Genomic DNA, 27,000 nt, shown 5'->3' with positions numbered 1-27,000 from the left:
ACGTTGTCCAACCATGAAAAACATTGGACACGTAGCTGAGCTGTGGCGTTACCCTGTAAGCTCCTTGGGCGGCGAAAAATGTGATCGGGTGCACATCGAAGCACGCGGGATCGTCGGGGACAGAGGCTTCGGTATTTACGATCTCTCTACCGGGCATGTCGCCGCACCTGAAAAAGAGACCCGTTGGCGACCTGCTTTGTTTCTTCAAAGCACGTTGGATACCAACGGCCTACCACACATTCATTTCCCTGATGGCACAACGCTGTCGATTTTAGATGATGTACTGTCTCCGCGCTTGTCGGATCACTTTGGTTTTCACGTCGGCATTGGACGATACCAACATACCGACTTGCCCGAAGTGGCCAATTTACCGATCATCTCAAACCGGTACGACCCGAGCCCTCTTCATCTGGTGACAACGCATTCGTTGACGAGGCTAGCCCAGCTTGCCTCCGTAAACGAGATGAACCACAGACGTTTTCGCCCTTCGGTGTTGATAGACACGGATGGAACTGCTTTTTCCGTTTATGAGGAGCAGGGCTTTCTGGAAGAAGCTTGGCTGGAACGTACACTCCACATCGGCCAGATAAAGGTCGGCGTTTCGGAAAAAGCCAAACGATGCGGGATGACCTTCATCGCGCAACCCAGTCTGAATGAGCAGCCCGAAATTTTGCGGACCCTTGTTCGCCAGAACTCGAGAAACTTCGGGGTCTATTGCAATATTCAACAACCTGGCACGTTGGCCCTTAGAGACAACGTGCATCTCGACACAGATGTCATGCAGAGGGCGATGTCTAGGTGAACGATGCTTCACCGAGCGTCCGCATGAGGCTGGCGCGGGCGCGGTTCACGCGGCTTTTGATCGTCCCGACCGGGCAGGCGCAACGGCTTGACGCTTCGTCGTATGAGATGCCCTCAACGAAGACCATCCACAAAGCATCCCTGTAATTATCAGGCAGGTCCGATATAGCGGATACCAGTTCGTTGCCTCTGACTGCCCACTCCTGCACGGGCTGGATTTTCGGTGCTGCCAGCGCATTGTCGGTCAACCCGACCTGCTCGCGCCGGGCAACGACGAATTTCGAGCAAAAGAGATTTCGCATGATGGTGAAAAGCCACGACTTCAGCCGCGTACCGCGTTGAAACTTCTCGGAATTTGCCAGTGCCCGCATCAGCGTCTCCTGCACCAGATCATCCACGTCATTCGATGTTTTATAGAAACGTGTTGCAAAGTTGCGGAGCGCTGGAACACAGTTCGTGAGTTCCAAATGGGAAAAGCCGGTAGGCGACAAGCTGCTCATGAAATTCCTCCTATCAATGTGAGGAGGAAACTGTTTGTTAACACCGTCGTTCCGGGCACAAACGCCTTGGTACGATAGCGCACCGGCTGCGCTATTTCAGCTTAATCGCGTCACTGAATGGAACCGTTGCAATGACTTGCCCACGCGTATCCGTTATTTCGAATGTGCGCATAATAACCAACTCGCCTTTTCTGACAGACTCGGCCGTCATCTCGCGCGAGGCGGCTATCGCCTCTTCGACGGCGACCTCGATGGACGCATAATCGTCACCTTCAGGGTCTTCGTAGAGAAGGTTTCCTGACCGGATGTTGAAATAGTACCTGGACATAGTCACTCCTTGCCTATGTTCCCAACAAAGGTGAGGCGTCAAAGTTTCCAGCACGCGCAACTATTTGAATGTCTTTGCATTTGCACCCATTCGGTATTAGTATTTAATAAATAAGTAAGGTTTGCGATGCCCTGGACAACAAATGGACTTTTGAGTGCTCTGTCTCAGGACGACAGGGCCCTCCTTCTTCCCCACCTTAAACAGATTACGTTGAATCAGCGCGATGTGCTTTTCGAGTGCAACAAACCCATCAGCCACGTGTATTTTTTCGAAAGCGGATTATCATCGGAGATCGCAGTTGGCGGTTCGAACAAAATCGAGGTGGGCTGCATCGGCAAAGAGGGCTGCTCAGGCGTCCCGGTTTTGCTCGGCGTGACATCGTCACCGCACAGAGCGTTCATGCAAGCAGGCGGTACCGCTCTTCAAATCGAAACCGGTATCATCCAGGCCAAAATGGTTGAAAGCCCCTCTCTGTCGAAGGTTTTGCTCCGCTATGCCCACATATTCATGATCCAGATCGCATCCACGGCTCTGGCTGATGGACGTTGCGATGTGGAGACACGCCTCGCTCGTTGGCTCCTAATGTGCCAAGATCGCCTAGGTGACCAATTGCCCCTCACCCATGATTTTCTGGCCCTGATGCTAGGGGTACGCAGACCCAGTGTTACGGACGCGCTTCATAAGCTTGAGGGCGAACTGATGATCAAGGCTGAACGAAGCCTCATTACCATCAGAAGCAGGGCAGCTCTGGAAGCCGTCGCCGGCTCCGCATACGGAATGCCGGAAGGGGAATATAAGAGGCTTATCATCCCCCAACACGAACCGGCATGACCGGTTCACAACACCCCAAACAATAATTCGGTCGGATGATGTGGAAAAGCCATATCGCTCCTATATGAACACCTGCGGCGTGTTCTCAAAAAGGAGCGGAGCGCTTTATGCCCCTTACAAAAGCTGGTCCTGTGCCCAGTCATTCATTTTCAGCAGACATTGATCACATTCAATTTCGCACATTCGAGTATTTCTGGCTTGGCAGTCACCCCACCTCTGGATTGGCCAGAGATCGCATAGGTTCCGACGGAACTGTAATCAATAACTTAGCATCGGTCTCAGGGACGGGCTTTGCCCTTCTCGCCATTCTGGTCGGCGCCGAGAGACATTGGATCACGCGCGAACAGGCACTGGAACGCGCTGTTGCCATCACCGAATCTTTGCATAGAGCCCCGCGGTTTCATGGCGCATTTTCTCACTTTCTCCACGCGGAGACGAGTGAGGTTATCCCGTTCGGTTCCAAGGATGATGGCGGCGATCTCGTCGAGACAGGTTTTCTGCTGCAAGGCCTGATCTGTGCACGCCAATATTTCTCTCGCATGACGCCAGCCGAAACCCAGTTCAGACACCGGGCCGATGCATTGATCGGAAGTGTGGAATGGAAATGGTTTACGCGCGGCGGCAATGGCCCGATGTGGTGGCACTGGAGCAGGAAATATAGATGGAGCCGTAACATACCGATCAGCGGCTGGAACGAAGCTCTGATTTGTTACGTGCTCGCCGCTGGCGCAGACCAGGATGCCATTGACCCCATCAATTATCATACGGGGTGGGCGAGGTCCGGCGACATGCGCAACGGAAATTCCTACCTTGGCGTCGTACTGCCGCTCGGAGAACCGTTCGGGGGACCTCTGTTTTTGTCTCAATATTCCTTTTGCGCGCTAGATCCGAGAGGACTTAGCGATCGCTATTGCAATTACTGGACGCAAATCCAAGCCCATACGCAGATACACTACCGATATGGCCAAGATAAATATCCGGGCCGGAACCTGTGGGGAATGACTGCCAGCGATGGACCGAAAGGATACAGTGTCCACTCTCCCACAAATGATGGCGATGTCATCTCGCCAACTGCCGCACTATCTAGCCTTCCGTTTCTCCCAGACGAAGTTGCCGGTGCCGCAACAGCGTTTCTGAACTACAAAGGGGGCAAACTCATGGGACGCTACGGGCTTGTCGATGCGTTCTCACCCGGTTCGGGATGGATCGCTGATACCCATCTCGCAATCGACCAGGGTCCAATCGTGGCGATGATGGAAAACCACCGTTCCGGCCTGCTCTGGAAGTTGTTCATAACAGCGCCAGAAGTCCAGCGCGGCCTTGATCGTCTCGACTTTACAATCACCTAACGGGCTTGGTGGTGCCGGGCGCAAGACAACGCGATAGCGTTCGATTCACAGCAGAACCTGGCCATTGATGCGTATGCGATCGAGACGCTCCTCCCATTCCATCAGGCTCAGATACCATTCGGTGGTGTAGCAGGTGGGACTGGGTGCCGGGGTTGCTGGTGTTCGCAGATAGTTGACAATATCGCGAACGCCATCATCGACCATGCGAATGGGCGTGAAACCAAGGATGTCTTTCAGCCTGGCAAACGACAAACGATAGTCTCGGCTGTCCTGAGTGGTCGGATTGTGAGCAATGTCCGCACCGGGAACCAGACGGGCCACACATTCAGCAATCGATTGGATGTTGTAATTGAGCAGATCGCTTCCAAGGTTGAATATGCGCTGTTCCACCGCGTCAAAATCGAATTCCAGCACCGCCAGCATAGCCCTACCAACGTCTTCGACGTGGATGAAGGGCCGGTTTTGCAATCCATCGCCATCGACCTCGATCCGGCCTCTTTGGACTGCCATCAACGACATTCTGTTGATGACGAGATCAAAGCGCATTCTGGCTGCAAGCCCGAAGACTGTGGCACTTCTGAAAATGACAGGGTTGAAGGCGTCGTCACGCATCTCGTTCAGCGCCTGCTCGACCGAAAGCTTAAGTTCGGCATAAAGACTTTGTGGATGGCAAGGGTCCGTCTCGCAAGATGTGCCGTCCGACTGCCCGTAGACCGAAGCGGAACTCATGTAGATATAGCGTCTGATCCCCACATCCTTGGCGATCCGGGCAAGATGGCAGGCTCCATCGTAATTGATGGAGCGGGTCAGTTGCGGGGAGATCATTGATGCCGGATCATTGCTGAGCCCGGCCCCCTGTCGGGATTGAGCCCGAATGTTTGCAGCAGTCTGGAAGTGTCGGGATCGATGCTTCTGCACCCATCCAGCATGATGCAGATTTTGAGCTCGGGTGTGTTTTCCGCACGGGCGCTGCGCAGCGTCAGCTGGTTCCTGACCAGACCTGCCAGCGTCAGATTCATGGCCTCGACCGGCTCGTTGAAAAGGGTGAGGCAAACAAGAACCTCTGCGGTCGCCGTCTTCGGTGTGTCCAGCAAGATCGTGTTGGTCTCGTAGACATCCCGTCTTGTCCTTCGGGTTTCACGTTCGGAATCCGGCAAGGGAAATGCCGTCGTCGATAACGGATGTGCAATCAGGTTCACGATGTGCTCCTAAAAAAAGTGTGCGGCTAGCTGCAGGCTTCAAGGTTCACACGCGGATGGTCAGCGGTGAAAAGCCTTGCTGGGACATGGAATTGTTGGGCATTTTCCAAAAATTCTGGACGATGGTGGAGTAGACCTCGCGGAAATCCGTTCGAAAGCGCAGATTGCCGTCAGCGTCCAAATCCTCGAGATCACTTCGCGCGCCTTAGACGCCGCCAGCGACCGCGCCGCCGACAAGAAGAACGGGGCTAGATGTCCCGTGGTCGGTGCCGCCGGACGCATTTTCGGTTGGTCTTCTTCCAAATTCCGATTGCACTACAATCAATGTGTCTTGCCAGACGCCAAGTTCGACGAGCCCGCGTCGAAGACCCATGAGCGTATTCTGCACTTTCCCCAGCAGCCCTTCATGCGCGCCACGCAGGTTCGAGTGCATGTCGAAGCCCGAAAGGCTGAGTTTATAGAGTGGGGTTTCGACGCCGCTTTCGATCAGCCACAGAAGGAGGGATGCTTGAGCGTCCAGTGGCTCGATATAATGGCCATGGCTGAACCACGCGTCGAAGCGGTTATGCTCGCTTAATTTCGAGCGGACACGCTGCGCGATTGCCTCCTTGTCACGTAGCAGCCTGTAGAGGTGAGATAGCGCTTTATGGTCCTGTTCGCCTGAAACAGGTGCGGCGGGATGTTCGGAATTTTGCAGAAATGCCTTGCTGTCTTCGAGTGCCAGAACCTGAATGCCTGTTCCAGCGAGCAAATCCTGATCGCCCGACAGGACAATCCCGTCAGCATCGATGTGTCCAAAATCCGGGCGGTTGTCCTGTACGATCTTGCCCACCCATCCGGCACCATGGGACGCGTCATGTTGGGCCGAGGCCCAGATCGCGGCGGAGCCGAAGTGCGACAGGTTCGGATCGGGATAGCCGACATCCTGAATGACGACCATCTCCCCCTTGTGGCAAAGATCTGCCAATCCTCGCCACGCGGGATTGAAGCCAACCTCGGAATCCAGCCGAAGAACATCGTGTGCCGATATCGCAAGTGATGGTCGATACTTGCGGTACAGCGGATCCTTAAAGGGGATGAGCGTATTCAGCGCGTCGTTTCCGCCAAAAAGTTCAAGCAAAATAACGCGTTTGCTGCGTGACAATGTTGGCGTGTTGGCACCAACCGCCAAGGATGCCCAGGCTGGCATTGCCGACAGGCCAAGCGTTGTGCCGATCATTTTCAAAAGGTTGCGTTTGGAATATCTGCTTGAATCGAGCATGATCTTGTTCTCCCGACGAGTTATTTGAGGCTGTATGCAGGGTCCAGCGTCAGCGACATGGCCTTGCGAACAGCGGGATCAGACGACATCTCCGGCAGTGCTGCGCGAAAGGACTTAGGCGCCGCCAGCAGATAGGCTTCAAGCGCCCGGTCGTTCTCGCGGGCTTGCATCTCGTCTGATGGTTTTGACGTCAGGAGGTGCCGCGCGACGCTTTCTCCAAAATTCGCGGCTTTCGGCATCGTCGCAGCGCCATCCGGTGTGAACCACAGGCGGCTGGTTCCATATTCGATGTTGGAGTTGTGCGGCGCGCGCAAATCGTCAAGCGTGGCCTGAAAGGGATCGACCGGCTTGATATCGAACTCAAGACCGACATCACAATAATAGGTGCCCAGAGGAACCGTATAGGGGCAATCGGTTTCCTTGAATCCCACCCAACGCGCATCGTTTGGCGAATATCTGTCGCCGTCCATCGATATCCAGTTGACGAAGAGATGGGTATCGGGATCCTTCGCGCTCAGACGAACCGTCACCTTTTCCACGGTGGCGGGGAGACTGGCTTTCGGGATGACAGCCGTCTCCCACATCGGCTTGAAATTGCCAGGCTCGTTAGATGATTTTTCTTTGTATGTATCGACACCCAAGGTGGCAGTGATCGCGCCAACCTGGACGCCATTGACCTCCACCACAAAGTGCGCCGGTGTGTTGCGATGTTCTGAGCCGAAACGGACGAGCAGATCGCCAGGGTTGGATTCTGGCATGGACGCACTGCCACGATAGGCGTCCCAGAGACGCTTTAAAATACGCTCACGGTCGACAATCGATTTCGTCGTCAGCCAGTCCGTGCCGCCGCGCCACCCGGCAACGGAGGGCGCCATGAACGGTCTTTGTCCCAGCACCGTCATGTAATCCACAAGGATCTTCTGATCCGGTAAGGTCAGAGCAAACGTGCGTGAGAACCCGACGATCAGATCAATTGGCGATTTGATAAGGTTGGCGCGGTTGTCCTCATCCCAAAAGTCATCGCTGAGCAACAGCTGTTTTAAAAAGGGCTTGATCTCGTAATCATGGCGTTTCAGGACATCGGCCAATCGTTCGATCTCTATTGGATTTGGCACGAGCGACACGAACTCAGTGTAAAATTTGGCGGCGATCAGTCTTGCCGTTTCAGGGCCGGAGAGAATGATCTCGACAAGGGCATCAACACCGTCATCGTCTCCGGGCGGAATGACCCGTCCCAGGATATGCTTCTCACAGGTATCTGTGTTCGTCAGATTGCGCCGATACGTCCAGTTCTCGAAATCAACGCCGTGGCCTGCGAGAACTCTCGCCACTTCCTTGATATCAGCCTCGCTATAATTGCCGATACCGAGGGTGAACAGTTCGAGCAGTTCGCGCGCCAGGTTTTCGTTGGGCCGCGCCTTGGTGTTGTGAACATTATCGAGGCTGGTGAGCATCATCGGATCGCGCAGAATGCTGCGCAGGAATGTTCGAAAGCTTTGGCTTCCATCACGCCGAAACAAGGCGATCTGATCGTAAAACGGTGCGCTCACTTGGCCCGGATCAAATCGCGATACTAGGTGGTTGTGCCAGAACAACGCCAGACGTTCTGCCATGGGGTTGGGCGTCGTTATCATTTCCTGCACCCACCAGACCTGCAACTGGTCGATCTCGTGCACCCTGTAGAGGGTGATTTCCCGCCCCTCCCAATCGCCGGCCCAATAGTTGGGGCGTGGCTACAACACAAAGGGAGGCGGCGGCAGGACTGCTGGCTGACCGAGCGATCCCAGGAGGTGATCGACAGCCTCTTCCCGTGTGAGGGCGAGAAAACGTGAAGTCTCCTGGGGAGAGCTTCCAAAACCTGTGCGATCCAGCAAGTGGCGCGTTTCGGACAGGCTCAGCGCATCGACTTGCGTCGCGGTCAAGAGAAGTCCGAATGCCGCGACACTGACTTTGAACGGCATTCCACATTGGTTTTTACATTGATGAAACATTGCGACATCCAGCCCGCTTGATTGCGCCTGGATGAAGCTTGCGTGGTGCAGCCCGCAGCCACAATGCGGAACAGTTCCGCAGTGCTACGGCCAAGTTCCTGCGCAGCGAGCTAACAACATTGAGTACGTGACATCATCAGGAAAATTGAACGCGAGAAAACAGGATGAAGAACAGAATCCACGCGCATGTCATCAGTGAGATTATTATCTATAAATAACTTATAATATTTGATTTTTCTGAACTTATTGAACTCGGTTGCATTTTTTTATTATATATACAAAATGGATATAAGAAGGTTTTATTTATATATTACTTTATTTCGATATTTGATTAGTCATCACGAAGAAAGTGCTTTTGGGTGGGATTGGCACCGGAAAACGATCCTTTTCTGCAATCTGTATCACAGGTGTTCTGCGGCATACCTTTACCCGGGGACGCGGCCTTCGCCGTCATAGTTGAATTTTATGAGCGCTCTAAACCGGAAGTCCTAGCCTCAATGCCATGGGTCGCCGCCGAACTGTGTGAACATGAAGGCCTGGAAACAATGCTGGGCTTCATAGAAAAGAACGGGGGGCGGCGATTGTATATCGCGAAAGACTTCAAGGCATTTAATAAGAAAATCAGTGTGGTCATTAAAGAGACAACACACGAGCGCCTGAGACATTTTGCAAGAGATCACTCTCTTATCGATATTCCCTCCTTATGGGGTATTTTCTTGGCCTTAAGGCGTGTGGCCATACGTCATCTCATCCGCAAAGGCGCAAATCCCGGTCGGATTTCAAAAGATTTCGGCGTAACCGACCGCTATATTCGTAAAGAGTCGAAGCTCATAAATGACGTCGACGTGTATAATTGATCCAATCGGTTGGCAGCCTTTGTTTAATTGGCTCAAGTATTCCTAATATCCCTGGATAGGCCCTACAACGTCAACACGGCATACGCTTCCAATTACGGCGGTGTCCAAGTTGGTTTGCTGGCCTGCCGTTTTTACAAGCCTGCCGATTGTCTCGTTGTGATTATCTTGCTTCCTTTAGCGTTCCTTGGGGCCATAATGCACCGATCATAAAACGGATGACTGGAGATGGCTGATGGAACTGAAATGGCTTGAGGACTTTCTGAGCCTGGCACGCTTCATGAATTTCACCCAGGCAGCAACCGACAGGAACATCACCCAATCCGCACTTAGCAGACGGATTCGCCAACTGGAACAGTGGGTCGGTGTTCCCTTGATCGATCGCACCACCTACCCTGTTCGACTGACTTCAGCGGGCACCAGCTTTTTGCCCAAGGCTCGCAAGAGTGTCGATTTGCTGTCATCGCTTCGGGAAGAGACACTGGAACATCACAGCTCCAAAGACGAGGTCCTGTCGTTTGCCACCATGAGCACGCTAGTGCTGACCTTTTTTCCGATCTGGATGGAACGGATCGAGGCAAATGGCGGCTCCTTTCGAACACGCTTTTCCGAGGCCTATTCTTCTTTTTCCAGCAATGTCTCAACCCTCTTTCGCAGCGAATGCGACTTCCTGCTGACCTACGCTCATGACTGTGTGCCAGCCATTCGGGAACTGTCTGAAAACGCGTATCTTACCCTTGGGTCAGAGCGGGTGATCGCGGTGTCTGCTCCTGGAGAAGACGGCACCCCTCTGCATGCGGTGCGAACCGATGGGAACCCCACCAATTATCTGAGCTATCGCGACAGTTCGTTTTTTGCCCAGGCACTTCCCAAAGCCATTTTCGAAAGAGTGCCGGTACGGCTAAACACAGTCTACGAAAATGCCATGTCAGCGGCACTCAAGGCGATGGCCGTATCAGGCCATGGGGTTGCATGGATTCCGGAGAGCTTGGCTATCAGCGAATTGAAATCCGGCAAGCTTGTGCGTGCCGCTGGTCCAGAATTGGAAATCGAGGTTGAAATAAGGCTCTACCGGTCGTTCCGCCTGCGTTGCAAACAGGCCGACCAATTCTGGAAACAGGCAGCGGAAGTCGGCGTGCTTGCCGAACGTGTTGCACTGCCCGCCGCCTGACCGCGGAGAGTTACCCCGATTTTCTGACGTCTTGGACCTCTACCCCATGAAAAAGCGGATCGAGAAACCGAAGGTCCATTTGCATATCAAGGTCCGTGAGGGACAACATGATCGCCTCGGCATTCTTCACACCATCAAAGCAATCTCTGATTTTCGTCAATCGCTCGCTCTCAGAAAACGGATCTGCCAAGCCACCGCGGGCAACCGCACGCTCTGCCTCTAAAACGGACCCGTCGCTCAACGTTATCTTCAGCTTGTGCGGCAGATAGGTCTTTGCCTGCTCTTCCTCAGCGGCACTGTAATGCGTCATCGATATTGTCGAGAGCAGCGGATCTTGAGAAAATTTGTCGACGGCCGATCGTGTGAAGTCAGAAAGGGACAGCGTCTTTTTCCTGAATGCCAGCGCTAAACAATATTGCATGGAAAACCGCGCCTGCATCTCGTCCCTGGGTTCGCTATAGGCAAGGTTGCGGTAGTTGGCGATTCCGACATGGCATTGTGCTGAGAGAATGTTTTCGGGATCGATCTGTGCATTGCGCATCAGGTCGAGTGCGGCATCGACGATCATGTGGGTAGAACCACAGCACGGATGCAGTTTTGGCATCACGCCCACGGTTTCAATCGTGTGCTCCCGCGTGCTCATAATCGCTCGACTGTCATAGCCCTTCGGCCGTTCGCCGCCGAACATTTCTAGAAAGCCCTGTTCGCACTCGAGAATATCGAGCCGGCCGCGAAGCCCCTGTTCCGCGAGGAAAGCCGCCTCCACAGCATTGCGTGCGGCCATACCCGCGTGAAACGGCTTGGCCGGCGCCCCGAACTGACCCTTTGTCCCAGAAGCCATGCTGACGCCCAAGGACAGCGCAAACGCGATGCCTTGCGCGTCCATTCCCAGCAGCTTGGCTACGCCAGCCGCTGTACCGATGCTGCCAACCGTTGATGTACCATGCCATCCGGCCGTGTAATGCGATCCGGCAACGCCGCTACCGACAAAGTCCTGAGCCTGCAAAGCGACGAGATACGCGTCTACGAAGGCTCGCCCAGTCGCGCCCACGCGATCAGCAATCGAAAGCAACGCCGGGACGATGACGGCAGAAGCATGGCTCATGCCAGGCCTGAAATTGTCGTCATAATCGAGGGCATGTGCCGCCGTTCCATTGATCAGAGCCGATACGGAGGCTGATTGACGGCCACCCGTGACGAGCGGCGCTTCACCAACCGCATGAACGCCAAAAGCACGACGGACAGCAGACGTAGACGTATCGTCACGGCCAGCATACAGGCATGCGATCGTGTCTGCGATGGCATGGTGGGCAAGACGCCGCGTAGTATCGGACGTTGGCGGCGGGGCCGCACACCATGCGGCTATGGTTTCGATGATCGTCGGCATAAAAAGCTCGTCGTTTAGGGAGGAGGTGAAAGGGCGCTCACGCCAAAGACGTGTTTGTCCCAAGGTTTGGCTCGTCGCGGCGGGCGACTGCCTCGATTGTCGCTTTCAGAAACTCGCTTGTGTAGGCTTCCTTTGCCTGCGATTGGCGGATTTGTGTCGAGGTCAGCTCCTCGATGATCTTGCCCCTGTACATCATGCCCGCGCGCCCGCAGATGTGGGCGATCACGGCCAGATCATGCGACACCATAAGATAAGTCAGATTGCGCTCGATACGTAGCCGTTTGAGAAGATTGAGGATTTCCGCCTGCACAGACACATCGAGCGCGGAAGTCGGCTCATCGAGCAAAAGGATTTCCGGCTCGGTGATCAACGCCCTTGCGATCGCCACACGCTGCCGCTGACCGCCCGAAAGCTCATGCGGATAGCGGTAGCGAAAAGAAGGTCCCAATCCGACCGCATCCAATGTCTCGGCGATGCGCTCTGAAGCACGGTCGATGCCATGGATGGCGAGTGGTTCGGCCAGAACCTTTTCGACGATCTTGCGTGGGTGAAGGCTGCCGTAGGGGTCCTGAAACACCATCTGCACGCGGCGAAAGAACTCTTTTGACCGCATCTTTGGCAATTCTCGGTCAGCAAGGGTCAAAGCGCCGTCGTACTCGCTGTTCAGGCCGGACAGTGCACGCAAGATGGTTGACTTGCCACAACCGGATTCGCCAATCAGGCCATAAGCCTCACCCTTGTCGATCCGGAAGGACACATCGTCGACGACGCGGGTAGAGGCATGTTTCGGACCGAAGCTAACGGAAAGCCCTACCGCCTCGATGAGGGGTCTCGTGGGTTTCATGCCAGCACTCCATTGCGATAAACGGGACCATCGAGCCATGATGGATCACGCACCGGCACCTTGAGATCATCCACGGCGACATCAAGCCTGGGGAGGCTTTCCAGCAGCGCACGGGTGTATGGGTGGCGCGCATTGTGAAGTTCGGAGGCTGGCAAGTCTTCCATGATGCGACCGGCATACATGACGAGCACCCGGTCGCAGAAACTAGCGACGAGGTTGAGGTCGTGGCTGATGAACATCAAGCCGGTGCCGCGGCGCGTCACCAACTCATCGAGGATCGTCAAGACCTGGCGGCGAACCGTGACATCGAGTGCCGACGTCGGTTCATCGGCAATGATCAAGTCGGGTTCGGGAATGAGCATCATCGCAATCATGATGCGCTGGCCCATGCCGCCTGAAACCTCGTGCGGAAACAACTTGAAGACGCGCTCAGGATCACGGATTTGCACCGCTTCCAGCGTCGCCAGCGCCTTGGCCTTCGCATCGCTGGATGGTGCCTTATGGTGCAGTCGATAAGCCTCGACAATCTGGTGGCCAATCCGCATCAATGGATTGAGGGAGTATTTCGGGTCCTGCAGGATCATGGAAATATGGTTTCCACGGATTTTGCGCATCTCCTTTTCGCTGGCAGCAAGCAGGTCGATGTCCTTGAAGCGCATATGGGTGGCGTTGATCTGCGCACCTTGGGGCGTGAGCTTGAGAAGGGAACGGCCGGTCAGAGACTTCCCCGATCCGGACTCACCGACAATGCCCACTTTTTCACGACCGATGGTGAAGGACACACCGCGCACGGCATCATGGCTGCGTTGAGCACTGTGGAAGCTGATTTTCAAATCCTTGACGTCGATCAGCGGCTTATCCATGGCGGGGATCCAATACATCGCGCAGCCCATCGCCCAGAAGATTGAAGGCGAGACTTGTGAGGAGAATGGCAAAGCCGGGAATGGCAGCGATCCACCAGCTGGTCATGACGAATTCACGACCAGATGAAAGCATCGTGCCCCATTCCGGACTGGGCGGCTGGGCACCCAGGCCAAGGAAGCCGAGGCCCGCAGCCGTCAGGATGATAGCGGCCATGTTGAGTGTGACGCGCACGACAACGGAGGGAATGCACATCGGCATGATATGGCCGAAAATGATCCGCAGGCTCGACGCCCCCTGGAGGCGCATCGCGGCAATATAATCCGACTTGCGGATGGAGAGGGTTTCAGCGCGGGCAAGCCGTGCAATTGGCGGCCAGGACGCAAGCGAAATGGCGATAATGGCGTTTTCGATGCCCGGCCCGAGCGCCGCCACGAAAGCAAGCGCGAGAATGAGGTTAGGGAAGGCAAGGAAAACATCGACGATGCGCATGAGCACCGTATCGACCCAGCCGCCCAGATAACCGGCTGTTGTGCCGACGATAAGACCGATCGGCGCGACGATGACCGTGGTCAAAAGCGCAATGTAAAGCGTGATGCGCGCGCCGAACAACAACCGGCTGTAAACATCGCGGCCCAGCTCATCAGTGCCGAGCCAATGTTGCCATGACGGTGACAGAAGACGGGCGGCGAGGTTTTGCTCATAGATATCATGCGTGGCCAGTAGCGGTGCAAAAAGTGCCGCAACGAGAATGACGACGATAACGATGAGGCCGAACAGTGCCGAAGCGTTGGCACGCAACCGCCGCCATTGCAGCCAGAATTGCTGCATGCGGGCATGAAACGGTGAGGTGGGCACAGGCGCACGCAGCCATGCACCGAAACCGGCGGGTGGGATGGTTTGGGAAAGAGCTTTGTCTGTCATGGCTACCTCACCGGGTTCGGGGATCGAAGACGCGATAGAGCAGATCGCAGATGAGGTTCAGTGTGACGAAGATGACCCCGATCAGAAGCGAGCAGCCGACGACGGCATTCATGTCACCCACCAGAAGCGCATTGGTCAGATAGCGGCCGAAACCTGGCCACGCGAATACGGTTTCGGTGAGCACCGCACCTTCAAGCAGGAAAGCGTAGGACAAGGCGACGACGGTCAGAACCTGAACGGCGACGTTGCGGAACGCATGCACCCAGACCGTTCTCGCCCAGGAAAGACCCTTGACGCGAGCCGTGACAATGTACTCTTGCGAGAGCTGCTCGATCATGAAGCTGCGCGTCATGCGGCTGATATAGGCAAGCGCGCCAAAGCCAAGGATCGAGGCCGGCAGGATGATGTGCCCGAAAACGTTGCGGAAAACCTCCAAATTGCCGGCAAGTGCACTGTCGATGAGGTGAAAGCCTGTGACTGGCTCAAGCTCGAATTCGTAGATGAAATCGATACGTCCCGGCCCACCGATCCAGCCGAGCGTCGCATAGAACAGCACCAGCCCCATGAGGCCCAACCAGAAATTCGGTGCCGAGTAGCCGATGAGACCCGTAAACCTGATGGCGTTGTCGAGCCAGGAATTGCGATACATGGCAGACAGAACGCCCGCAGGAATGCCTATACCCGTTCCGATGATGATCGACAGGGTGGCCAGTTCGATGGTCGCTGGGAAAACACGAGCGATATCATCGATCACCGTTTGCCAGTGGTCAGCGCATCGCCAAAATCGAGCGAAAGGATGCCCTTCACATAGACACCGAACTGGTACCAGAGCGGCTTGTCCATCCCGAGTGCAGCAGACATTTTTTCATAGGCGTCCTGGGTGGCATTATCGCCCAGGATCGAGGCGACGGGATCGATCGGCAGCATTCTGCCGATGAAGAAAGTCAAGGCCGCAAGGCCGAAGAGTGTCACGAACACCGGTAGCAACGTCTTGCTGAGCACGCTGAGCACAACAAACACCGGGTTCGGTTTGGCTATGTTCCCCGCATCGCTGCGAGGAACCGAATGAGTAAGGTCCGCCATGGGTTTCGCCTTACTTCGATGCGAGATCGTAATAGACGCGGAAGCCGTTCCAGGTCCAATCATTGACCTTATCGCTCATGCCCAGAATGTTATACATCTGGAACATGATTGCCATCGGTCCCTGCTGCATCACATCCTTTTGCAACTGGTAGTAGATTTGATTGCGCTTTTCCGCATCGCCTTCGAGAAGGGCTTGCTGCACCCGCTTGTTGAAGTCTTCGTTCTGATAAGCCGACCGCCATGCCGGAATCTGCGTGAGTTTGGCTTCCGGGCGGTTGTCAGGATTGTAGACCAGGCGCGAGGCATTGCCATGCGCATCGGGAACGCCGGTTTGCCAAGCCAGCATGCCCGTCTGAAACTCACGACCACGGATGCGGCTGAACAGCTGGGCGTTGGCCATGCGCTCAAGGTTCAACTTGACACCCACCTTCGATGCATTCTGCTGGATGCTCTGAGCAATCGGCGCCGAATGCGGCAGGGTGCCGAACAGGACAGTGGCTTCAAAACCGTTCGGATAACCGGCTTCTGTCAGAAGCGCCTTGGCCTTTTCAAGATCAAGCTTGAACGGCTGGCCCTCTTCTGCATTCAGCGCACCGGTCGCACCAAGCTGGGCAAAGCTTGCGCGCGGCACGCCCAGATAGGTCATGACCGACTTGGCAAGTCCGTCATAATCAATCAGGTAACGCATCGCCAGACGCACCTTTTCTTGTTTGAAGATCGGGTCGAGCGCGTTGAAGGTCCAGAAGAACAACTGAGGTTTCAGGACACGCTCCACCTTCAGGCCCGGCTTGCCATCGAGATCGGCAAGGTCATCTGGCGAGAGGTCCCGGGCGATGTCGATGTCGCCTTGGGTCAGAAGCAGGCGCTGCGTACCGGGCTCAGCGACATGCCGAACAAGAACACGCTTCAGCTTTGGCTGGGTGCCATAATAATCTTCATTGGCCTGCAAGACGATCGACTCACCGGCATTCCACTGCATCAGCTTGTAAGGGCCGACGCAGGCGGTGTTGGTGGCGAGATACTTGTTGCCGAAATCACCATTGACCTCTTTGGACATCAACGTCTTTTCATCCAGCAGAGCCGACACGCGGTTGGCAGCTATCGCCTGTAAAATAAGGTTTGTCGGGTAAGGATTGTCCAGCGTCAACACCAACGTGTTGTCATCCTTGGCAACAATGCGCTCCTTCACATTGTCCTTGGTGAAACCATATTCCGTGAGGGTAGCGGCATTGCCATAACCGAGAAGCACCACGCGGTGCATCGACCATGCCAACTCCTTGGCAGTGGCAGGCGCACCGCCGGGGAATTTCATCCCTTCGTTGAGATGGAATGTAATCTGCTTACGATCCTCGGAAACGTCCCAGCTTTTTGCGAGCCTTGGTATGACCTTCGATTCATCCTTTGGATCAAAGTCGACCAGCGAGTCACAGGTGTTTTGTAGAAGTTCGTTGGTGACGACTTCGCCCACCTGTGCCGGGTCGAACGTGCTGATGGCGTCGATATTCCAGGCCATGACGAGCGCCGAACCGGGCGTTGCCGCCAGCGCTGGCATGGCGATTGAAGACAACAACGCTGCGGCGGCGATCATGGTGCGGCTCTTTGCAATGTTTTTCGGTATCATGCTTTCAGTTCCCCTTATTTTTTGAATCTCAAGCTCTGATGTCCAGTTCCGGGGCCTTTGCAGCCCCGGTGTATTTCACTCGTCAGGCGGCAACATTTGGCCGCGGCTGTAGTGGCGGCTGCACGTCTTGTGGGATCGGGCACACATAAGCGGTCTTGCCGACCCGCGCCTGATGGTCTGCCTTGGCTGCTGCAAGCAGGTCCGCATCGGTAAAGAGGTCGATTGCGGTACCGGCCATCATCTTTGCGGCGTGGGTCATGCCCTTATGGGCCGCTGGCGTTTTGCCCTGAGCCGTGACCTGCCAGGAGTGGCCCGGCGTGCCGATGGCGATGGTGGCTGCATGGGCCTGAACGGTTGGCATGAGCCAGCTGACATCGCCGACATCTGTAGAGCCAATCATCGGCTCGCCATCCACATCGAGCGGCACGATGAAATCGCACAGAGGCGTGTTTTCCTTGCACGGCAGTCCGACGCGGAGATAGGCGTTATCGACGTCTTCTTCGCTCAACGTCGCCTGAATTTGTGCAGCGAAGGCCTTGTCGTCGGCATCGAACGGCACCGGGCCGAGCCGCTCGAGATTGCGCTGCATGGCTTCTTCCAAAGGACGATTGGCGAGCAGATTGGAAACAGCACTCATGATCGAGATATCGACGGTGGTTTCCGTCATCATGGCGGCACCCAAAGCCACCTTTTTGACGCGCTCATTAAGATCCAGCATGCCTTTGAGATCACGCGAGCGAATGGCGTAGCGGACCGCAGCCTTTGCCTGCACGACATTCGGCGCTATTCCACCGGAATCGAGCATCGCATAATGGATGCGGCTGGAATCCGGGACATGTTCGCGCAGATAATTGACGCCGACATTCATCAATTCGACGGCATCCAACGCGGACCGGCCCAGATGCGGGGCAGCAGCGGCATGCGAAGAGCGGCCCGTGAAGCGGAAATCCATCCGGGTATTGGCTAGAGACAGCGCCTTGGCAACCTCCGTGAAAGCGCTCGGATGCCAGGTAATGGCAGCATCGACACCATCGAAGGCACCTTCTCGCGCCATGAAGGATTTTGCGGCCCCACCCTCTTCAGCCGGGCAGCCGTAATAGCGCACCCGACCGGGTTTGCCGGATTGGGCGAGCCAATCTTTGATCGCCGTTGCAGCCAACATAGCGGCGGAGCCGAGCAGATTATGGCCGCAGCCATGACCGTGACCATTGCCCGGCAGCGGCTTCGGTTCGGCGATACCAGCCTCTTGGCTAAGGCCCGGAAGGGCATCATATTCCCCCAGGATAGCGATGATAGGACCGCCCTCACCCGCTTCGCCCATAACGGCAGTGGGAATGCCAGCCACGTTTTCCGTTACCCGAAACCCCTGTTCACGCAGCATGGTGGTGTGTTCTGCAACCGAACTATATTCGGTGTAGGCGATTTCCGGCATGCCCCAAACCCGGTCGCTCAGCGCCTCGAATTCGGGTCGGTGCTGATCGACGAAATCCCAGATCGGCTCACTATTCTGCATGTCTCAACTCCAAGTATGTTTGCTGTCAAAGATGGTGTTCAAGGAAGCGGGCGAAGGTGGAAAACACCTTCAGACGGTTTTCAAGACGCGCGAAACCATGACCTTCATGGTCGATGCGGAGATACTCGCAATCATGCCCAAGACCGCTGAGGCAGGAATAGACGTCCTCGCTCTGGCCCAAAGGCACACGCGGATCCCGGTTGGCATGAACGATAAGCAACGGCGCCTTCATGCATGCAATGCGGTTGATGGGCGAAAAACGTTCCAGCATCTCGCGCATCACAGATGGCTCACCATATTCGGCGGCGCGCTGCTGGCGACCCCAGGGGGCCGTTGCAAGCAGGTGAGTTAGAAAATTGCCGACACCGTAAAAATCAACGCCAAGGCACCAAAGGTCCGGGTCTTCTGTCAATGTCGACAGGACCATGAAACCGCCATAAGAGCGACCAAAGACACCGATACGGCTTTCATCGACATCCGCGCGAGCACCGATTGCCAGGCGGATGGCGCGCAGGTCGACAACCGAATCCATACGCTTTTCGCGGTCATCGAGCTGATGGAACGTCCGCCCATACCCCGTGCTGCCACGAACATTGGGCGCGACGACCATGACACGCTGGCTTAGCAGGAATTGCACATCCGCCCGGAAATCCGGCTTCCACTGCATTTCCGGGCCGCCGTGAACGATGAAGAGAACCGGATAACCGTCGCTGGGTGGTGGTGAGGTGGGTTGATAAATCAAGGCTGGTACCATGAGACCGTCGAAGCTTTTGAACCGTTGTACGACTGGCTCCTGAAAACGTGTTTTCTCCGATGCGATCGGGTCGGAGCCGACGAGCATCTCGAAAAACCCGTTGCCGAGATCGAGTTTCCAGATAGATGGCGGCGTTGCGACACTTTCCAGCGGAAACACAAGCGACTGTCCGTCCGGCGTGAATGCTACATAAGAAATAACCCCGTTCGGCTGCTCCTTGATCATACGGACATCACTGCCGTCGCGATTGCACAGGCCGATATGGCTCCAGCCTTCGTCGTTGACCACAAAAGCGATCCGCTGTTGATCGGGAGAAAGGGCAAAGGCTTCGATATTGCGGTTCGGCACGGCAACGACGGGCGTGACACTGCTGCCCTCGTTTGCAAAGCCGACGATCGCCATGAAATCACTGCCTTGGTCGCAGACGGCAAGGCCACCACTGCCGTCCTTGAACAGTCGTGCTGCGAGATAGCGCGCTTTTCCGTCATGTGGCAGAACCGGGGTCAACTCGCCGCTGTCGATGGCGAGACGGAAAATATCCTGATCGTTGCCCGAACGCAGAGACTCCCGTACCAGCAGGGATTGTCCATCTGGCGAGAATGCCAACACCTCCCGCATGCCCTTGCCGAGATGAATGGCAGAGATTTCACGTGTTGCTATCGCCATGACGTGGATGTCCATGTGGTGAGGCGACCGCGCATTCGACGCATAAGCCAGACGCTGGCCATCCGGCGACCATGCGCCCCAGAGATGAACAACGCTCGGGGAGTTGGTCAATGCTACGGCAGCCGAGGCCATATCCGGCAAAAGCCAGAGCTGATGGCGCTCATCGCCACCGCAGTCGATGGTGAAGAGGATTTCCGGTCCCTTTGGATTGAAGGAGAAAGCACCCACCGGTTCCGGCATATCGGTGAGTTGCCGCGCCTCACCACCGGCAAGCGGTTTGATCCATATCTGATTGAAACCTGAGGAATCGCAGAGATAGGCAAGCCATTCACCGTTCGGGGAGAGTGCAGGCGACTTGACCGAACGGATTTCGATAAAGGGGGCAATTGCCGAAGCGTCGAAGGATTTTGCCATTGTGTACAGTTTCATTGCATGCGCGCCCTGTCGTTCCGCGTCAGCTTGTTGTGCAGACGCACGCTGGCGTTTTTCAACTCCTCGAAAAGCGGACCTTTGGTGGATTGATGATTGGCTTCGGTGACGACCATAAAGCCGGCTTCAGGCCAAGCTTTGTGCAAACGCCATGCCGACGCCATCGGTGTGACGGTATCGTATCGGCCTTGAATGATCTCACAGGGCAAGTGGCGGATGCGATCGATACCGGCGAGCAACTGCCCTGGCACCAGAAAGGCATCGTTGATGCAATAATGGGTGAAGAGCCGGGCAACAGAAAGTGCCGCCTTCGGCTCCATCAGCGTCGCAACATGTCCCGGATCTGGCAGAAAAGTCTGTGTTTTTGCCGAAAAGCCGCGCAGGCTCAGCGCTGCCGCTGCTTCCTCGTGGGCATTACCACTGGTCAGTCGACGATAATAGGCAGACAAAAGGTTGCCGCGTTCGGCCTCGGGAATGAAACCTGCGAATTCTTCCCACTGGTCTGGGAAGATGGCTCGCACGCCATGAAACCACCAGTCGATGTCGTCCTTCCCGGCGAGGAAAATGCCGTGAAGGCGCAAGCCAAGGCAGCGGTCCGGGTGAGCCTGGCTGTAGGCCAGCGCGAGGCAACTTCCCCAGGAGCCGCCTGCAACGAGCCAGACCTCGATACCGAGCGCTTGCCTTATTGTTTCGATGTCGGAAATCAGGTCATCAGTCGTATTGTCGGTGAGATCGGCGTGTGGCGTAGAGCGACCAGCGCCTCTCTGGTCGAACAGAATGACGCGAAATACGGATAGATCAAATGTCTCGACCTGCTTGCGAGACATTCCCGCACCCGGGCCGCCGTGCAGAACCACGACCGCGACACCATCGCTTTTTCCGTAGTCCTCAACATAGAGCTGATGAAGATCACCAACCTCCAGAAAGAAACAATGATTTGCGATGGCTTCGTGCATCCAGTCCCGCGCCTCGTCAAAAATCCTCATCTGCACATATAATAGGCTCGATGAATATTTAGACATGATGCGACGTGATGGACTGCGTGTCTAATGATAAATCAAACTGGCCCATTCTAATATGGAATAGTTTAAGGCGCGGCTATGCAACATGCCTTGGGTGTGCAGTACGGATTTTGACATGACAGGTCGTGCGCGAGACGCGCCCTTCACGATCGACTAGAATTCAGAATTTGTTTCAGTTGCCGAACGGTCGCTTCATCCGTCTTCTTCCCATGGGAAACGGTAAAGCCCAGCATTGAAAGCCTGTTGTCTGCATCGAAAGGGGCACTTGAGGAACAGGATGCATGGATTTCGCTAATGGCAAGGCGTTGCAAAATATCGGCAACGACAGTTGGCCGAACGCCTGCTCCGGGCATGATGGAGATGCGCCCACGTGCGACCTCGATCATCGCTTCGAGTTGATCGATACCTTCGAAAGCTGACTTTGCGCCACCCGATGTGAGTATGCGGGAAAATCCGAGCGCAATCGCTGCCTCAACCGCCTCGGGAAAATCTGGCACGACATCGACCGCACGGTGGAGTGTGGTGTCGAGACCGTGCGCATGGGCACAAAGATCTTCCAACATATCCGTATCGAGCGCACCATTGGCGAGAGACGCACCGAGCACGACACCTGAAACGCCCGCGCGGCGCGCGGCATCGATATCATGCTTCATGACGTCCAATTCGGCACGCCCGAACATGAAATCACCCGAGCGCGGACGTATCATGACACTGACAGGAATATCCACGGAACCGGCCAACTGCATGAAGCCACTGGAGGGTGTTACGCCACCACCGGACAGTGCCGCGCAAAGTTCGATACGGTCCGCGCCACCCTTTATCGCTGCATCCAGCCCCGCTGCGTCGTCAACGCAAATCTCAAGAATCATGGGAGTTCCTTTTCGACTGCATCCATAGGCTGAAATTGCGGGATTTGCAAAAGCGCGCTAGCGCGTTCTTCGTGTTCCATCCAGCACAAAAAGCATGACGATGCCTGCCAGACCAAACACAGCACCAAGGATCGATGCCCCCGCATAGTCGGAGACATAGGTGCCAATGGCGAAGACCAAGGAACCGATGCCGGCGCTCAGAAAAATGTTGACCGCAATCAGCGAGCTGCCGAGACCCGGGCGATCGGCAATCAACTCTTGAAGATAGGTGATGGGTATGCTGATGATGGCCGCAGCGCCCAGCCCGCTGATCAGCGTCTGCGCATAAATGTGCCAAGGTTGCGTCGCAAAGCCTTGCAGCACGAGATAAACGGCATAGATGACGGCACCCGTGGCAAGTGTCATCCTTTGCGTCGAGCGCCGCTCGACAATGCCCCACATGATGATGAAAACGATCTCCAGCCCTGCTACGATACCGACGACAATTCCGATGTCCGTCACCGTACCACGCGCCTGACCGGTGATGATGAGAGCACGCACGAAATCGTTGAGGTGCAGCATGGAGCAGATGAGCGCGATACTGATGACCCGCAGCAGCACACGGGGTGCGCATATTTCGCCAAGCGACGCCACAAGACCGAAGCGGGCCTCGCCGTTTCGCACAACCGGTGTGGCAGTCTTCGGCAGATAGACGGCGACCAGCAGGAAACAGATTGTCGCGAAGATGCCGGAGAGCAGAAACGCCGACAGCATAGTGTTGGATGCGGCCAGAACGATACCGACGATGCCCGGCACCAGCACCCACGAAAGCGAAATCGTTGCCCGCATTATGGAGTTTACGGAGATCATTTCCTTCGGTGAAAGCCCTCTCGCATCCGCCCGCACATGCGCGAAAATGAGCGAATTCATCGCTCCGAATATCGGCAGAAGCAGCAGCTTGGCCGCGATGAAGGCAGGCGCGTTTGCAGCGAAATACACAAGGAAGTAACCGGAAATACCAAACAGCGCGATGCACAACATCGGTTTGCGGTATTCGCCCAGCCGGTCTGCGACGATGCCCATCAACACGCTGGCGCTGACATTGATGACGGCGGCCACAAGCATCAGCAGCGAATAGACGCCATCGCTGAGACCCAGTTCCCGAATGCCTATGACGGCCTGATAAGGCGCGGTCGCCGCATTGGAAAAACCGAAAAACAGAATGGCAAGAGCGCCCACCCGGATCGACGGGTTTCGAATGACGGTGGAAAGGGCGGCACGCATTGTATTCTGTCCTGCTGTCAAAAGGCCCATGGCCAAACATTCTCTAAAGCAGGCGTTTCCGTCGGCTGATGTCTACCGTCAACTCCAGCGCGAAGATCGTCGTGCCTGCGGCACATACTCGAAATTCGTCTGGAAAGGATAGATATTTTCATCTCTGCGTTTGTTCGGCAGGCTTTCGATATCCTGATTGATGACGCCGTTGGTCAAGGCCATCAGATTGGGATTGGCGATGGGCGCAAGCTCTGGCGAAAGATAGCCGGATTTGACGACGAGCAGCCTGACCTTGGAGGGGTCAAAGCCAAGGCGCGTGAAATCCGAGATCATGTGATAGGGCCGCCGACGCGAGGCGAGTATAACCACGATACCGCCGATTTCGACAACCGCCTGTCGCTCGTTTGCAGCCGCTTGATCGTCCAGCTTCAAGACCTTCGCGGTCACCTGCACAGAAGGGCTGTTCGGATCGAGACTGCCGCCAATCTTCACGTCTATGGTGGCACCCGCGCCTGCTGCAAAACATGCATCGACTGCAGGGCGGTCGGTTATCCCGCCCAAAAGCGCACCATGCCAGTTTCGCTCGATCAACGCTTTCAGCACATCCGCACGGTCGCCCACGCCACCGCCCGTCGGGTTGTCACCGGAATCTGCCAGAATGATCGGTCTCGTCTCGGTTGTCTCAGCGATTTCGATGACATCGTCCAGTACCTCCGTCACCGGCCCGAACCGGAACGACTGGCGCGCAGTCCAATAGGATTGCGCGATCTCAGCCGCCACCTGCTCGGCAGCAGCAGCATTCGTACCTGTTACAACGGCGCAAGCGGTGGCGCGCGGCTCGTCCGCCCAGACGTAACCGATCATCAGATTGGCATCCAATATGCCCGGCCTCGCATCGAAGGCTAGTAAAGCGGCATAGAGGCTTTTCGCTGGTTCGTCCTCGGTTGAGGTTTTCTCGCCCGGCAGAAGAACCGGCACTTTGGCCCATGCAACACCCGGCCGCACGCCCGTCTTCAGTGCCTCGACCAGCATCGACCATGCACGCACCATCGTTTCGCGCACATCGATATGCGGTGCTGTGCGGTAACCCGCAAAAATATCGAGCTGATCTATGATCCTCTGGCTGACATTGCCGTGCAGATCATAACTCGCAGCCACCGTGACATCAGGCCCGACAATGGCGCGTGCTGCCGAAATCCAGTCACCCTCGGCATCATCCATACCATCGACATTCATGGCGCCATGCATGGCGAGATAAAGCCCATCCACGGGAAGCGCCGCTTTCAACCGCTCGAGAAAATCCTGTTTGAACGTCTCGTAGGTTTCACGGGCAAGCGGCCCGCCGGGAACAGCGCGTGCATGCAACAGAGGCAGAGGCTGCACGCCGTCTGCATTGAGAAAATTGAAGTAGTCCATGCCGAGAAGTTCATCGCCCCGAAAGACGCGGAAATCCTCAACTTGCATCAGCACCGGAGAATAGGTGCTGCATTCCGTGTGAATTCCACCGACAGCAATACGCATGGAAACCTCTCTCAAAAGACTGGACGCAAAGGCACGATGGCTGCAAAGCGCAACCAATCTTTCTTCGCTTTCGGTGTCCATGCCGCTTCCGCAATGGCAGGCAAACGCGGGAAGACGAGATGATTGAAATAATCACGCGTCAGGAAATGCTCGGTCCAGATGCAGGCCTGCACACCCTTCATGCGGTCTTTCAAATCGTCTGGAAAATCGCCTTCCGCCTCATAGTGGTAAGTGTGATAAGGCGGCACTGTTCCGGCCCAGCTTGCGCCGGGCTCCTGCCAGGCCTCGTCCTGAACCATATCCAGATAATAGGCCTGCCCCGGCGTCATCACCACATCGTAACCCTGCTTGGCCAGCTCGATGCCCACTTCCGGCTTCTGCCATGCCATCAGCAATGTGCCTTGCGGGTTGACACCGCCGCCATGAGACACCTCGTCCCAACCGGCGATTTCGCGGCCGCGCTCGTGCAACATGCCCTGAATACGCTTCATGAAATGCGACTGGATGCCGAACGTGCCATCCAGCCCTTCCTTGTCCATCAGCTTCTTGGCCAATGGTGAGGCCAGCCATGAACCATTGGCAACTTCGTCGCCACCGATATGGATGAGCTTGGATGGGAAAAGCTCGACCATTTCATCGAATATCTTGCCCAGAAACTCATAGGTGAACTCAATAGCCGGGTTGAGCGCATTGTTGGGAAAGCCCTGCACCGATCGGTAGCTGTCCGGTGCTTCCTGCCCGTCGGTCAGTTCAGGATAGGCAACCAGCGCCGCCGTGCTGTGGCCGGGAATATCGATCTCCGGGACAACCTCGACATTGAGCACCGCAGCATGAGCAACAATAGTCCTGATGTCGTCTTGCTTATAATGTCCTTCGACCGGTTCCGCACTGTTGCCGAGCTGCGGCAACAACGGCTCATCGGGGCCGCGCTTCACGCCGACAGTCGTTAAAAGCGGATAGGCCTTGATCTCCAGCCGCCAGGCTTCGTCATCGGACAGGTGCCAGTGGAAGCGGTTCATGCGATACCACGCCATGATGTCGATCAGCCGTGCAACATCATGCGTCAGGTAGAACTGGCGCGACACATCCAGATGGCAGCCACGCCAGCTATAGCGCGGCGCGTCCGTGATCGTACCCGATATGGGGAAGCGGAATTTTGCAGGTTCCGTCCGTGCGCCATGCAGCATTTGTGCGAGCACTGTCAGGCCATATTGCCGTCCTGCCGGTGCCGAATATTCAAGAACCACATTGGTTTCGGAAAACGACAAGCGATAGCCTTCCGCCTCCAGCCCGCTCTTTTCCTCAAACGTCAACGTGCGCCCTTCGTGGACGGGTGCCAGGCTGAACGGAACGTGAGCGCTGGCATAAAGTCGCCGGAACAGCGAAATCACCGCGTCAACCGCAAGCACATCCTCTGGCTTTGCGACATCAGCCGGGAACAGCGCGACGGGAAATGTGTCTCCGCCTTCAGCCGAGACATCCACGGGCCATGGCTGGATTGCAAATGGCAAGTCCAGTTCGCCTTCCGGCAAAAGCACCGGCGGCGGCTCGCTGTGGCGGCCCTCCAACATCAGATCGCCAACGGCAACCGTGCGGTGCGTGCCATCGGCAAGGCTGACATAGGCGGATTTTGCACCGTCGGTGCGATGGCGTGCAGGCCGCAGAAGTCCATCCACGGTGAAACGCCATGACTGACCCGGCTTGAGTTCGAAGCCCGCAGGAGGTGCGAACTCATGAAAATTGGCGTTGCGACGCAAATACACGGCGTTGCCGCAGACAGGTTTGTCGATTGTCCGGGTCAGCGACGTGTAGACGACGCGGAAATCTTTTAACGGTTCGCTCGAAAGATTGAAAAGCGTGAAGATGAAGCCGCCGCTCGGATCACCCTCGTTCGGGTGCCAGGCATTTTCAAGACGGTATTGTGCAAGCGTCATGATCGTTCCCTTTTGTATTTTTGCGACCCTGTG

The 27,000-nt window shown here is 55.9% G+C and carries 24 protein-coding genes and 1 pseudogene; 5 read left to right on the top strand and 20 right to left on the bottom strand.

All coding sequences use genetic code 11. The features are described 5' to 3' along the window. Positions 1 to 13 precede the first annotated feature (13 nt). On the top strand, positions 14 to 802 hold the full coding sequence (locus RRU01S_RS04810) for an MOSC domain-containing protein (RefSeq protein ID WP_045229598.1): 789 nt from the start codon (positions 14 to 16) through the stop codon (positions 800 to 802). Here RRU01S_RS04810 and RRU01S_RS04805 read toward each other — a convergent pair. Together RRU01S_RS04805 and RRU01S_RS04800 are read right to left on the bottom strand one after the other, a co-directional pair. Continuing rightward, positions 795 to 1,301 carry a sigma-70 family RNA polymerase sigma factor gene (locus RRU01S_RS04805; RefSeq protein WP_045229124.1) on the bottom strand — a complete coding sequence of 169 codons (507 nt, stop codon included), beginning with the start codon at positions 1,299 to 1,301 and terminating at the stop codon, positions 795 to 797. The genes RRU01S_RS04810 and RRU01S_RS04805 overlap by 8 nt on opposite strands. Positions 1,302 to 1,392: 91 nt before the next feature. Continuing rightward, a complete protein-coding gene (locus tag RRU01S_RS04800; RefSeq protein ID WP_045229123.1) occupies positions 1,393 to 1,629 on the bottom strand; it encodes a DUF6894 family protein in 237 nt (78 codons plus the stop codon). Positions 1,630 to 1,755: 126 nt separating this feature from the next. Here RRU01S_RS04800 and RRU01S_RS04795 point away from each other — a divergent pair, with 126 nt between their 5' ends. Further along, complete coding sequence (locus tag RRU01S_RS04795) at positions 1,756 to 2,460, top strand: Crp/Fnr family transcriptional regulator (RefSeq protein ID WP_045229122.1); 705 nt, start codon at positions 1,756 to 1,758, stop codon at positions 2,458 to 2,460. A 107-nt stretch (positions 2,461 to 2,567) separates the two neighbouring features. Beyond that, a complete protein-coding gene (locus RRU01S_RS04790) occupies positions 2,568 to 3,809 on the top strand; it encodes a glucoamylase family protein (protein WP_174447683.1) in 1,242 nt (413 codons plus the stop codon). Between the two features lie 45 nt (positions 3,810 to 3,854). Here the strand turns inward: RRU01S_RS04790 and RRU01S_RS04785 are convergent, their stop codons facing one another. The 5 genes from RRU01S_RS04785 to RRU01S_RS24975 form a co-directional block, all read right to left on the bottom strand. Next, a complete protein-coding gene (locus RRU01S_RS04785; protein ID WP_165572209.1) occupies positions 3,855 to 4,727 on the bottom strand; it encodes an NAD-dependent epimerase/dehydratase family protein in 873 nt (290 codons plus the stop codon). Then, the gene (locus RRU01S_RS26170) at positions 4,631 to 5,008 is read right to left on the bottom strand and encodes a hypothetical protein (protein ID WP_052815964.1); all 378 of its coding nucleotides are present in this window, start codon (positions 5,006 to 5,008) and stop codon (positions 4,631 to 4,633) included. Before RRU01S_RS26170 ends, RRU01S_RS04785 begins: the two co-directional genes overlap by 97 nt. Before the next feature lie 205 nt (positions 5,009 to 5,213). Then, the gene (locus RRU01S_RS04775) at positions 5,214 to 6,269 is read right to left on the bottom strand and encodes a DUF1501 domain-containing protein (protein ID WP_209806544.1); all 1,056 of its coding nucleotides are present in this window, start codon (positions 6,267 to 6,269) and stop codon (positions 5,214 to 5,216) included. A gap of 20 nt (positions 6,270 to 6,289) precedes the next feature. Then, the gene (locus RRU01S_RS04770) at positions 6,290 to 7,945 is read right to left on the bottom strand and encodes a DUF1800 domain-containing protein (RefSeq protein WP_052815961.1); all 1,656 of its coding nucleotides are present in this window, start codon (positions 7,943 to 7,945) and stop codon (positions 6,290 to 6,292) included. Positions 7,946 to 8,002: 57 nt separating this feature from the next. After that, a complete protein-coding gene (locus RRU01S_RS24975) occupies positions 8,003 to 8,191 on the bottom strand; it encodes a hypothetical protein (RefSeq protein WP_131367766.1) in 189 nt (62 codons plus the stop codon). A 428-nt stretch (positions 8,192 to 8,619) separates the two neighbouring features. On the opposite strand from RRU01S_RS24975, the gene RRU01S_RS04765 reads away from it, so the two are divergent. Continuing rightward, the gene (locus RRU01S_RS04765) at positions 8,620 to 9,117 is read left to right on the top strand and encodes a hypothetical protein (protein ID WP_165572208.1); all 498 of its coding nucleotides are present in this window, start codon (positions 8,620 to 8,622) and stop codon (positions 9,115 to 9,117) included. A gap of 232 nt (positions 9,118 to 9,349) precedes the next feature. Then, positions 9,350 to 10,285 (top strand): LysR family transcriptional regulator, encoded by a 936-nt coding sequence (locus RRU01S_RS04760; protein WP_045229119.1) that lies wholly within the window; start codon positions 9,350 to 9,352, stop codon positions 10,283 to 10,285. 10 nt (positions 10,286 to 10,295) lie between these two features. Here the strand turns inward: RRU01S_RS04760 and RRU01S_RS04755 are convergent, their stop codons facing one another. From RRU01S_RS04755 to RRU01S_RS04695, 13 genes and pseudogenes are all read right to left on the bottom strand, one after another. Then, a complete protein-coding gene (locus tag RRU01S_RS04755) occupies positions 10,296 to 11,672 on the bottom strand; it encodes an MmgE/PrpD family protein (RefSeq protein ID WP_045229118.1) in 1,377 nt (458 codons plus the stop codon). A 37-nt stretch (positions 11,673 to 11,709) separates the two neighbouring features. Next, positions 11,710 to 12,516 carry an ABC transporter ATP-binding protein gene (locus RRU01S_RS04750; protein ID WP_045229117.1) on the bottom strand — a complete coding sequence of 269 codons (807 nt, stop codon included), beginning with the start codon at positions 12,514 to 12,516 and terminating at the stop codon, positions 11,710 to 11,712. Beyond that, positions 12,513 to 13,379: an ABC transporter ATP-binding protein gene (locus RRU01S_RS04745; RefSeq protein ID WP_045229116.1), complete on the bottom strand. Its 867-nt coding sequence runs from the start codon at positions 13,377 to 13,379 to the stop codon at positions 12,513 to 12,515. The genes RRU01S_RS04750 and RRU01S_RS04745 overlap by 4 nt, the downstream gene beginning before the upstream one ends. Then, positions 13,372 to 14,301: a nickel transporter permease gene (gene nikC, locus RRU01S_RS04740; RefSeq protein WP_045229115.1), complete on the bottom strand. Its 930-nt coding sequence runs from the start codon at positions 14,299 to 14,301 to the stop codon at positions 13,372 to 13,374. Before nikC ends, RRU01S_RS04745 begins: the two co-directional genes overlap by 8 nt. Positions 14,302 to 14,308: 7 nt before the next feature. Further along, positions 14,309 to 15,384 (bottom strand): annotated as a pseudogene (locus RRU01S_RS04735) (ABC transporter permease). A 10-nt stretch (positions 15,385 to 15,394) separates the two neighbouring features. Then, entirely contained in the window at positions 15,395 to 17,005 is a 1,611-nt protein-coding gene (locus RRU01S_RS04730) for an ABC transporter substrate-binding protein (protein WP_174447682.1), read from the bottom strand. A gap of 82 nt (positions 17,006 to 17,087) precedes the next feature. Continuing rightward, entirely contained in the window at positions 17,088 to 18,518 is a 1,431-nt protein-coding gene (locus RRU01S_RS04725) for a M20 family metallopeptidase (RefSeq protein ID WP_045229114.1), read from the bottom strand. A 25-nt stretch (positions 18,519 to 18,543) separates the two neighbouring features. After that, the gene (locus RRU01S_RS04720) at positions 18,544 to 20,367 is read right to left on the bottom strand and encodes a S9 family peptidase (RefSeq protein ID WP_108722562.1); all 1,824 of its coding nucleotides are present in this window, start codon (positions 20,365 to 20,367) and stop codon (positions 18,544 to 18,546) included. After that, positions 20,364 to 21,323, bottom strand: a complete 960-nt coding sequence (pip, locus tag RRU01S_RS04715; RefSeq protein WP_045229112.1) for a prolyl aminopeptidase — start codon at positions 21,321 to 21,323, stop codon at positions 20,364 to 20,366. Before pip ends, RRU01S_RS04720 begins: the two co-directional genes overlap by 4 nt. A gap of 209 nt (positions 21,324 to 21,532) precedes the next feature. Then, the gene (locus tag RRU01S_RS04710) at positions 21,533 to 22,258 is read right to left on the bottom strand and encodes a copper homeostasis protein CutC (protein ID WP_045229111.1); all 726 of its coding nucleotides are present in this window, start codon (positions 22,256 to 22,258) and stop codon (positions 21,533 to 21,535) included. A gap of 57 nt (positions 22,259 to 22,315) precedes the next feature. Further along, positions 22,316 to 23,521 (bottom strand): MFS transporter, encoded by a 1,206-nt coding sequence (locus RRU01S_RS04705; RefSeq protein ID WP_045229594.1) that lies wholly within the window; start codon positions 23,519 to 23,521, stop codon positions 22,316 to 22,318. 78 nt (positions 23,522 to 23,599) lie between these two features. Next, positions 23,600 to 25,033, bottom strand: a complete 1,434-nt coding sequence (locus RRU01S_RS04700; RefSeq protein ID WP_045229110.1) for a M81 family metallopeptidase — start codon at positions 25,031 to 25,033, stop codon at positions 23,600 to 23,602. A gap of 11 nt (positions 25,034 to 25,044) precedes the next feature. Further along, a complete protein-coding gene (locus RRU01S_RS04695) occupies positions 25,045 to 26,967 on the bottom strand; it encodes a beta-N-acetylhexosaminidase (RefSeq protein ID WP_045229109.1) in 1,923 nt (640 codons plus the stop codon). Between the last annotated feature and the right edge of the window lie 33 nt (positions 26,968 to 27,000).

Source organism: Agrobacterium rubi TR3 = NBRC 13261 (assembly GCF_000739935.1).
Lineage (GTDB): Bacteria > Pseudomonadota > Alphaproteobacteria > Rhizobiales > Rhizobiaceae > Agrobacterium > Agrobacterium rubi.
The sequence above is the reverse complement of the archived record's forward strand: the minus strand, read 5'-3'. Positions and strand labels throughout refer to the sequence as shown.

What these genes read in the sequence shown, in the direction of transcription:
- RRU01S_RS04810 (WP_045229598.1), top strand. Translation starts at nt 14, where the DNA reads ATGAAAAACATTGGACACGTAGCTGAGCTGTGGCGTTACCCTGTAAGC.
- RRU01S_RS04790 (WP_174447683.1), top strand. Translation starts at nt 2,568, where the DNA reads ATGCCCCTTACAAAAGCTGGTCCTGTGCCCAGTCATTCATTTTCAGCA.
- pip (WP_045229112.1), bottom strand. Translation starts at nt 21,323, where the DNA reads ATGCACGAAGCCATCGCAAATCATTGTTTCTTTCTGGAGGTTGGTGAT.
- RRU01S_RS04730 (WP_174447682.1), bottom strand. Translation starts at nt 17,005, where the DNA reads ATGATACCGAAAAACATTGCAAAGAGCCGCACCATGATCGCCGCCGCA.
- RRU01S_RS04705 (WP_045229594.1), bottom strand. Translation starts at nt 23,521, where the DNA reads ATGCGTGCCGCCCTTTCCACCGTCATTCGAAACCCGTCGATCCGGGTG.
- RRU01S_RS04695 (WP_045229109.1), bottom strand. Translation starts at nt 26,967, where the DNA reads ATGACGCTTGCACAATACCGTCTTGAAAATGCCTGGCACCCGAACGAG.
- RRU01S_RS04775 (WP_209806544.1), bottom strand. Translation starts at nt 6,269, where the DNA reads ATGCTCGATTCAAGCAGATATTCCAAACGCAACCTTTTGAAAATGATC.
- RRU01S_RS04700 (WP_045229110.1), bottom strand. Translation starts at nt 25,033, where the DNA reads ATGCGTATTGCTGTCGGTGGAATTCACACGGAATGCAGCACCTATTCT.
- RRU01S_RS04750 (WP_045229117.1), bottom strand. Translation starts at nt 12,516, where the DNA reads ATGAAACCCACGAGACCCCTCATCGAGGCGGTAGGGCTTTCCGTTAGC.
- RRU01S_RS04755 (WP_045229118.1), bottom strand. Translation starts at nt 11,672, where the DNA reads ATGCCGACGATCATCGAAACCATAGCCGCATGGTGTGCGGCCCCGCCG.
- RRU01S_RS04760 (WP_045229119.1), top strand. Translation starts at nt 9,350, where the DNA reads ATGGAACTGAAATGGCTTGAGGACTTTCTGAGCCTGGCACGCTTCATG.
- RRU01S_RS04795 (WP_045229122.1), top strand. Translation starts at nt 1,756, where the DNA reads ATGCCCTGGACAACAAATGGACTTTTGAGTGCTCTGTCTCAGGACGAC.
- RRU01S_RS04710 (WP_045229111.1), bottom strand. Translation starts at nt 22,258, where the DNA reads ATGATTCTTGAGATTTGCGTTGACGACGCAGCGGGGCTGGATGCAGCG.
- RRU01S_RS04800 (WP_045229123.1), bottom strand. Translation starts at nt 1,629, where the DNA reads ATGTCCAGGTACTATTTCAACATCCGGTCAGGAAACCTTCTCTACGAA.
- RRU01S_RS04805 (WP_045229124.1), bottom strand. Translation starts at nt 1,301, where the DNA reads ATGAGCAGCTTGTCGCCTACCGGCTTTTCCCATTTGGAACTCACGAAC.
- nikC (WP_045229115.1), bottom strand. Translation starts at nt 14,301, where the DNA reads ATGACAGACAAAGCTCTTTCCCAAACCATCCCACCCGCCGGTTTCGGT.
- RRU01S_RS04720 (WP_108722562.1), bottom strand. Translation starts at nt 20,367, where the DNA reads ATGAAACTGTACACAATGGCAAAATCCTTCGACGCTTCGGCAATTGCC.
- RRU01S_RS04725 (WP_045229114.1), bottom strand. Translation starts at nt 18,518, where the DNA reads ATGCAGAATAGTGAGCCGATCTGGGATTTCGTCGATCAGCACCGACCC.
- RRU01S_RS04745 (WP_045229116.1), bottom strand. Translation starts at nt 13,379, where the DNA reads ATGGATAAGCCGCTGATCGACGTCAAGGATTTGAAAATCAGCTTCCAC.